We start from the raw sequence: 8,026 nt of genomic DNA on the forward strand, positions 1-8,026 counted from the left end.
AGAGAGTATGATTGTCATTTAACAGTGTAATTATACAATCTTCAAAAGCGGGGGGAAATGATATGGTTTGCACAACACATAAAGCAGGTGTATACAGTGCAGTCTATGCTTTTCTCTTAGATTTTAGAAGTATTATTTTCATCAAAAAATTAAAAAATTGTTACGCGGTTGGCGATTTTTTCTGTGACGCTGATGATATGGTTCATTTTGTTGCTCACTTTGAGGGCACAATGAATGCATAGATTTTTTTGCACTTTTGTTTTTGCGGCTATTTTGTGCCTTTTCTCGTTGCCGATTTTTGCCCAAAACATTCGTGAGAAAGCGATTAATCAATCAGAGAGCATCCAACGACAACAAACGCAACAACAACGTTTTCAGCAATTACACCGTAGAAACGAAACCCATGGGGTCTTTTTGCCAGACGATGATACCACATCTCCCTATGGTGCTTCGCCTAGTACAACCTGTTTGCTGATCAAAAGCATTGAATTTGTTGGTGCTCAGTTGATTTCTCATAACGACCTTCATAATGCCATTTCCTTTTGGGAAGGGCGGTGTTTGGGGATTTCTGAAATCAACAAAGTGCTCAAAGCCGTTACCAAGCTTTATATGCAGCGTGGCTATATTGCGGTGCGGGCTTATTTGCCTGAGCAAGATTTAAGCGGCGGTTATCTCAAGATTGTTGTTGTTGAAGGTGTGATGGAAGATATCACCCTTGATGGGCATAGAGTTGAGAGGAGACTTCAAGGAGAAATCACCACGGCTTTTCCAAACCTTATTGGGAAGCCGACCAATCTGCGCCAGATAGAGCAAGGGCTTGATCAAATCAATCGGCTTTTCTCACGCCAAGCCACCATTAATCTTGGTGCGGGGTGCAATTCGGGTGGTTCGATACTCGATGTTCATATTGAAAAACAGAAACCTTGGCTTATTACGCTTTCCAGCGATAATCTTGGCGCTAAAGCAACAGGGCTTTATCAAACGCGCTTGAGCCTTTCTTTTGATGATCTGTTAGGGATCAATGATCAATGGTTGTTTAGCTATCAGCGCTCCATGGATGGTGGACCGTATCATTTTTCTCACAAGCGTCCCAATAGTGATACGGTAACGGGCTCCTTTTCTCTTCCCTATGGCACTTGGACAACAGGTTTTGATGGGACGTGGAGCCAATATCATTCGAGTGTTAAGGGAATATTTTCCGATATTATGACTGCGGGTAAGTCTTTATCGCTGACACCGTGGATTTCACGGGTTATTGATCGTGATCAAGAGGGAAAGACCTGGATTACAGGACGGTTGACATGGAAATATTCTGATAATTTCATTATGGGCAGTCGAGTTGATGTTTCCAGCCGTAAACTAGCTATTGCAACCCTTGAGCTTGATCATTCGCGCAAGTGGCTTGGAGGAAAATTAAGCGCACATATAGGGTTTCATAAAGGGTTGGCAATTCTTGGCGCTTATGACGATAAAGAGCAAGAGAATACAACAAAAAATTCACCTAAAGGGCAATTTTCCAAATTATCTTTTTCCTTAGGTTATATGCGTTCTTTTTCGCTCAATCAGTATAACTTTCGCTATAACACGCTGTTTTCAGGACAATTATCACCAGACACATTGTTTAGTTCAGAGCAAATATCGCTTGGTGGGAGTTCCTCTGTGCGCGGGGTGCGTGAGGCGATTTATTACGGCAATAATGGGGTGTTTTGGCGCAATGAATTGTCGCTGTTGTTGCCAGGGTTTTCTTCGAAAATAGGACGTAAATTTATGAGCCAATTTTCCCCTTATATGGCGCTTGATCTGGGGGCAGTGGCCAATGATGTAAACAAAAACAGTTTTGGCGGCAGTCTCGTTGGGGCAACTCTTGGTTTCCACGCAACCGGAGATATTACGGATGTTGATGTATCTTATTCGAATATTTTAACCCAATCGACAGTGCGAGAAAAGGGGAATGCGACAGGGTTATTTCAAGTGCGAGCATTATTGAGATTTTAGAGCAAAGGGGCGGTAAAAATATCGCCTCGCTGTTTACACCCATATGGGGTGTTTTTTTAAAGAGATAGAGAATTTTATGAGGAGCTGAAGATGCGGGGATTGAGAGATCAACAGCACAAATTGGGATATGTATGCGCGTTAGGGCAGCGCGCTCTTTTTAGTTTACAGCGAGGGGTCCACAAGGGGCTTTCACTGGTTTTAAGTTTTTGCTTAGCTTTTCAGCCTTTGTTTTTGCAAGCACAGGCGCTTGGAGCGCGAAGTCCTGTTGCACAAGAAAGCCAAGGGATTAAAGCAGCTGATGGGGTTGGCTCTGTTTTCCGCCCCACGGTGGGGAAAGCCGGCAATGATGTGCCGCTGATTGATATTGTTCGCCCCAATGGACAGGGTCTTTCTCATAACAAATATGACAATTTCAATGTTGATACCCATGGCGTGATTTTGAACAATTCGACTGAGGAGGTTTCGCGTTCACAGCTTGGGGGATTGGTGCCAGGCAATGGCAATTTGCGTTATAGCGGTGCGGCAAAGGTTATCCTCAATGAAGTGGTGAGTGCCAATCGCTCGTGTCTTGAAGGCGTGAGCGAAGTACACGGGAAAATGGCGGATGTTATTATCGCCAACCCCAATGGGATTACCTGTAACGGTTGTGGCTTTATCAATACGCCACGGGTGACTTTATCGACCGGACAACCGATCTTTGGAGCCGATGGGGCTTTGAGTGGGTTGCGTGTTGAGGGTGGAGATATCACCATAGGCTCTCGTGGGGCTGATGGGCGTTCATTAGATATTTTTGATCTTGTTTCGCGCAAGATCAGTGTCGGGGGTCCCATTCAAGTCAAGGGGGATTTGGCTGTTATCGCTGGTCACAATCATTTTGATTATCACAAGCGCGAAGCAACTTCTCTTGGTTCTGATGGCAAAGAACCGGAATTGGCGATTGATTCCAGTGAGTTTGGTGGAATGTATGCGGGGCAGATCCGTGTGATTGCCAATGATAAAGGCGCCGGCGTTAAGATGCGCGGAGACATGGTTGCCAATGCAGGCGCCATGAGATTGACAAGTGATGGCAAGCTGGTGATTGCCAAAGCACGTGCCAAAGGTGCACTGAAAGCTCACTCCCACCACGACAGTGTGCATGTGCAAGATCTGCTTTTTTCAGAAGAAGCGGTTGAACTGAAGGCTTTGAAGCATGTTGAACTGGCTGAACAAGCTCGCGTTGCAGCAAGCGGTGTTGTTGATGTGCACGCCGATGTGATCAAGCTCCAGTCTCATGCTCTTCTAGCAAGCGGTATTGGGAGTGATGGTCAACAGTCAGCGACCGGTTCTTTGCATTTACAGGCAGTGAAGCTTGAGGCGGGGAATGGGCGGATAGCCGCCGGTGATCTTTTAGAGATCCAAGCAGCAACAATTGATCTAAGCCGCATGCAAGACAATGATCAAACAGGGGTTTCTTCCCTTGGCGATCTGACCATTGAAACTAATCAAATCAGTGCTTTAAACAACCATATTGGTGCCAAGGGGAATATTGTACTGAAAGCTGAAGATGCGCTCACTGTAGGTGCTGGTCATTATAGCGCCGGCGGCTCTCTTTTGATGCAAGCAGCAGAGCTTGCATCACGTGCGCGCTTAGTGGCAGAGAAAAAAGTTGACCTTTATGCGCATCACGGTGCCCTGATCCAAGAAGGCACTGTCTGGTCTAATGGGGAGATAATGCTTGATGCCCATGGTGCCCTCAATCACACGGGTGATATTGTCAGTCTGCAGCAGGTTGCAATGACAGCGGGTGGCCTGCTCACAACCGGTCAAGAGAGCACGATTTTAAGTCATGATGTGGTTTTGCGTGCTGATGCTTTAACCCAAGCAGGGACTGTGGAAGCCCATGAGGGAGCATTAACCCTTCAAGTGCGTGATGGGGTTATCAATAGCGGCACAATGCGCAGTGAGAATGTCGATGCCCATATTGGTGCATTTACCAATCAAGGGACGTTTATTGCAACCGATGGTTTGCATCTGATGGTAAGCGCACAAGAAGGCGCCGATCCACAACAAGCCTTTCTGAAGAATACGTTCAAAGGGGTCCTTCAAAGTGGTGGCGCTTTTGTTTTAACCGCCGATGTTTTGGACAATGTCGGCAGTATTGGTTCAAGCGGTGATGGGGTTGCCCTCAATGTGGCAGGGGATGTCAGCAATAGCGGGCTGATTTACGCCAAAAAATCTATGGACCTATTCAGTGATGGTAATCTGAGCAATACACAGGGCAGAATTATTGCTGAAGAGGCTCTCAGCATTGGTGGGCTGAAAGAGACACGTGCTGGTCATATAAACAATGAGGCTGGTCTTCTCAGTGCTTTAGCCGGTGAGATGAAGATTGTTGCAACGTCTTTTGTCAATAAAAGCGCTGAAACGACAAATTCAGACCAACAAAACGCTACACATAATGAAGGTGCACATGTTTTAGCGCGGAATGGTTTGCGCATTGATGTGGGCAGTTTTGAGAATGTTGATGGTCTCATTTCCACGCAAGGGGCAGTCAATATTGTTGCTGATAGTGTAACACAAGCAGGGCACATAGAGATTGAGCGTGGTGACCTTCAACTGACCAGCCATGGTGATTTAAGCAATAGCGGCACAATAGAAAGCAATGATACCATTGCTGTGCGTGCGCAAACAAATCTGAACCAAACGGGGCGCATTGTTTCTAAAAAGTGGGTGGAGCTTTCCAGTGATGGCATACTGACAATGGGTGAGACAAGTGAGGTTGGCGCCTATGATGTAACGCTGAAGGCAGGCACACTTACAAATGCTGGGCTTGTGGAAGCGCAAGGCGGAGTATTTACTCTCAACAGCCATGATGTTTTAAGCAATTTCGGTATCATGTTGGGCGGTGTTGTTAAAGCAACTCTCGGGTCTTTAGCCAATTCCGGTCAGCTTTTAGCCAGTGACACTTTGACGCTTATAGCAGCAAACCATGATCCGTCATTGAGGCAAGCTGCTCTGGTTTTAAATGGTGAAGATGGTGTACTCAAAAGTGGTGGCGCTTTTGTTTTAACCGCAGATGTTTTCGACAATGCCGGCAGTATTGGTTCAAGTGGGGATGGGGTTGCGCTCAATGTGAGCGGTGATCTGAGCAATAGTGGGCTGATTTATGCCAAGAAATCTGCCATTTTCTCCTTAGATGGGGATTTTATTAATAAGTTTGCCGATGTCATTGCTGAAGACAATCTCATCATCCGTGGTTTAAGTGGAGAGCGGGCTGGTCATGTGATTAACAGCTCGGGGCTTTTAGAAGCCGTGTCAGGCGATATGACCTTCGATGTCTCAGCGCTTACCAACATGCGTGAAGGCGGGGTTGAAGTTACCGATAAAGTGGTTTCTCACAGTTACGTGCGAGGAGAATGGGAAGAAATTCCAGGTGTTGATAAACACACAAAGATCAAGAAAAATATCGACACCACGATCATTCGTCAGCAGCCTCATTTTACCAATAATGCGGCACAGATTTTGGTAGGGGGTCATCTGACAATTAATGCCGGTGATATCCGCAATAGCTATAGCTTAATTGCTGCCAATGGCAACATTGTGATGCATGGCGATACGCTGCTCAATGAGGGGCGCGATTTAATCGAAACAACCAAGATTGTGACTGAAACACGCTACAGACATAAAGACTGTAATATGTGGACCAATCCAGGGTGTATAGCGCACGGTGCAGACGAATGGGACGGTCCTACTTTTACCCAAACACCCAAACGCACCTATGATACTGTTTATGGCACGATTGAAGCTGGGGGAACGCTTGATGCCAAGGTTACAGACACTCTTGACAATCATGCGGTGCGTGAGGGGGTTGAGCAAGTTGGCTTAAGCTCTGGCGATAAAGGCTTAGCTGGTGTTAAAAACACCGATTTTGATGGTTCCAAACCACTGATTAGTGATGATCGATTGGATGGCATTATCAATGGTTTGAAAGGGCACAAAGGGCTTTTTGCACCGAGCATCCAAACACCCGCACCAGAATCTATACAGGTGCCAACGCAAGACGGGCTTAGCTCTGTCCAGACAGAACTGGCCCAGACCCAATCACCGGATGTGCCGTTTTTAGTTGAGACGCGACAGGACTTTATCAACCCAAGCAAATTTTTAGGATCGGACTATTACTTAAAAAAGATTGGCAATTATAAGCCTGAGCACGTGTTTAAAAGGTTGGGGGATGCTTATTTTGAATATCGTCTGGTGGGTGAGCAAATCTTTGAGCTGACAGGCAATCGTACTCTTCTTGACGGTGAAGATCCTAATGCTCAAATGCAAAGGCTTTATGACAATGCTGTGGAGCAGCAAGGTTCTTTGAGGTTAGAGCTAGGCAAGCCATTAACGCCCCAACAGATTGCTGGGATTAAAAAGGATATGATCTGGCTTGAGACCCACCTTGTCGACGGACAAGAGGTCTTAGTGCCTCACGTTTATTTGGCACCAAACACTTCTTTAGCACAAGATGTTTATGGGGCAAAAACACAGCAAGGAAACCTTGCCAGTGCACGTTTGAAAGGCAATGGCGTCACTATAGAGACGGACCGTTTTACCAATAGTGGCACCATCTTGAGTGAGGGTGCACTGCACGTTTCGACCACGCAAACGTTGTTCAATAATGGTGGTTTTTTGCTTGGCAGTGGTGCTGTAGATCTGAGCAGCCAAGGGCTTTTAGCCAATTCGTCAGGGAGTATTCTGGGGGATATCATCACCCTCAATGCTGAGACAATCATTGATGGTAGTGCCAAAATCCGTGACACGAATGAATATGGTTTTGTTGATCGGAGCGCGCAGCAGGCTCAAATCATTTCTATACAGGATTTAAACATTCACTCCCTTGGCGATTTAAGCATGAGCGGTGGGCAATGGAGCAGTGGTGGATCGACGACAGTGATTGTCGATGGTTCTGCTACGTTTGGTTCATTAGTGCTAGAGAGTGACCATAAGGAAACATTGGAAAAAGGGCATTATAACGCCCAAAGCAGTGAGCACCGTTTGGCAGAAGTCAACAGTGATGGAGATTTGACCATTGTCACAGGCGGTGAACTGAACCTTGAGGGAAAGTTTAAAGCCAAGAGCAATGGGGATTTCACCAGTGGTGGCGCTCTCAACGTGGCTTCGGTGCAAGACGTTAACAGTTTTGATTTGGATCTGAGGGGCAAAGAAGGCGACAAATCGAAACAAAAAAATAAGTTTCGTCAACAATCAACTGAAGTCACCACTAACAAAACCACGATAGAAACAGAGGGCAACCTCTCCATGCATGCGCAAAATGGGGATCTCACGCTTGATGCCATAGGGGCAAAAAGTGGTGGCAAGATGCATTTGGCATCAGATAAGGGGAAGATCAAGTTTCTCACCAACAAGGATCAAGATTTTAAGGATGTTTATCAGCGTAATGAAAGCCTTGTGTGGTGGAGTGAGGGTGACAAAGGTTACCTTAAGGAGACCATCGAGCATGTCACCATAGATGCTAAGGGTGGCATGAAGCTTGATGCAGGCAATGGCTTTGTTGTTGAGTATGGGGGGCAACCGGTGATTTAGACAAATCCCTTGAGCAATTGTCACACTCTCCAGGCATGGCATGGATTAAGCAACTGCGTGATGATCCAGAATTATCCAAGCAAGTGGATTGGCAAGCAGTGAAGGCTGAGTTTAAAGACTGGGATTATAAAGCCCAAGGATTGACAGAAGCCGGTGCGGCTCTCGTGGCATTGGCAGTCACGGCGGTTACGGGCGGTGCAGCCTCGAGCGCTGCCGGTGCCATTACCGGTGCATTGGGGCTTGGCTCGAGCACCGCCATGAATGCGGCGATACAGGCAGGTGTGCAAGCACTGATTAACAAAAGCGCTGTGGCTCTTGTCAATAATCGCGGCAATATTGCCGGCGCCTTGCATGAGTTAGGCTCTTCCAAGAATATTTTGGGTATTGTCTCGTCGATGTTAACGGCGGGCTTAACCAGCCAAGTAACGGAAATGGCTGGTGTTGGACAATCTTTGCCTAA

At 46.5% G+C, this 8,026-nt stretch carries 2 protein-coding genes and 1 pseudogene; all 3 read left to right on the forward strand.

Going from position 1 to position 8,026, the window contains the following annotated elements; genetic code table 11:
* Nucleotides 1-62: 62 nt before the first annotated feature.
* Nucleotides 63-242, forward strand: a complete 180-nt coding sequence (locus ACFIJS_RS08325; protein ID WP_375651111.1) for a hypothetical protein — start codon at nt 63-65, stop codon at nt 240-242.
* Nucleotides 235-1,995, forward strand: a complete 1,761-nt coding sequence (locus ACFIJS_RS08330; RefSeq protein WP_375651112.1) for a ShlB/FhaC/HecB family hemolysin secretion/activation protein — start codon at nt 235-237, stop codon at nt 1,993-1,995. The genes ACFIJS_RS08325 and ACFIJS_RS08330 overlap by 8 nt, the downstream gene beginning before the upstream one ends.
* A 90-nt stretch (nt 1,996-2,085) precedes the next feature.
* A pseudogene (locus ACFIJS_RS08335) lies at nt 2,086-8,026 on the forward strand (filamentous hemagglutinin N-terminal domain-containing protein); the annotation flags it as partial.

Origin of the sequence: Bartonella sp. OT172YNZD, assembly GCF_042193725.1 — a bacterium.
GTDB classification, from domain to species: Bacteria; Pseudomonadota; Alphaproteobacteria; order Rhizobiales; family Rhizobiaceae; genus Bartonella; species Bartonella grahamii_A.

What these genes read in the sequence shown, in the direction of transcription:
- ACFIJS_RS08325 (WP_375651111.1), top strand. Translation starts at nt 63, where the DNA reads ATGGTTTGCACAACACATAAAGCAGGTGTATACAGTGCAGTCTATGCT.
- ACFIJS_RS08330 (WP_375651112.1), top strand. Translation starts at nt 235, where the DNA reads ATGCATAGATTTTTTTGCACTTTTGTTTTTGCGGCTATTTTGTGCCTT.